This is a genomic window from Citrobacter sp. TBCS-14 (assembly GCF_005280805.1).
GTDB classification, from domain to species: Bacteria; Pseudomonadota; Gammaproteobacteria; order Enterobacterales; family Enterobacteriaceae; genus Citrobacter; species Citrobacter gillenii.
The window spans coordinates 1-671 of the sequence record NZ_SZWM01001064.1; the positions used below are offsets into that span (position 1 = coordinate 1).

Annotated in this window: 1 protein-coding gene; it reads left to right on the plus strand. The window is 53.2% G+C overall.

Translation table 11 applies throughout. From position 1 onward, the window contains the following. Nucleotides 1-671, plus strand: a 671-nt coding sequence (locus tag FDX22_RS30240; RefSeq protein ID WP_186805454.1) for an MFS transporter, incomplete at both ends; no start/stop codon positions are given.

A 671-nucleotide genomic window follows, 5' to 3' on the forward strand; every position in this document is an offset into this window, starting at 1 on the left:
CTTGGCGTAACGGGTCACAGTGCCCTGAATATGTGGTCAGGGCTGGTATTCAGTATCACCTTCCTGTTTTCAGCGATTGCCTCACCTTTCTGGGGCGGACTGGCCGATCGTAAAGGCCGGAAAATCATGCTTTTACGCTCGGCGCTGGGCATGGCCATCGTCATGCTGCTGATGGGGCTGGCGCAAAATATCTGGCAATTCTTGATCCTGCGCGCCCTGCTGGGTTTGCTCGGTGGATTTATTCCTAATGCCAACGCACTGATCGCAACCCAGGTGCCACGCAATAAAAGCGGCTGGGCGTTGGGGACACTTTCCACCGGCGGCGTTAGCGGTGCTTTACTTGGGCCACTGGCGGGCGGGTTACTCGCCGATCAGTATGGTCTGCGCCCTGTATTTTTCATCACAGCCCTGGTGCTGTTGATCTGTTTTATTCTGACTCTCTTTTTTATCCGTGAACGCTTCCAGCCAGTGAGCAAGAAAGAGATGCTGCACGTTCGCGAAGTCGTGACGTCTTTAAAGAATCCAAAGCTGGTGCTGAGCTTGTTTGTCACTACCCTGATAATTCAGGTTGCAACCGGCTCCATTGCGCCAATCCTGACGCTGTATGTACGGGAGCTTGCAGGTAATGTCAGCAATATCGCGTTTATCAGTGGGATGATTGCCTCTGTACC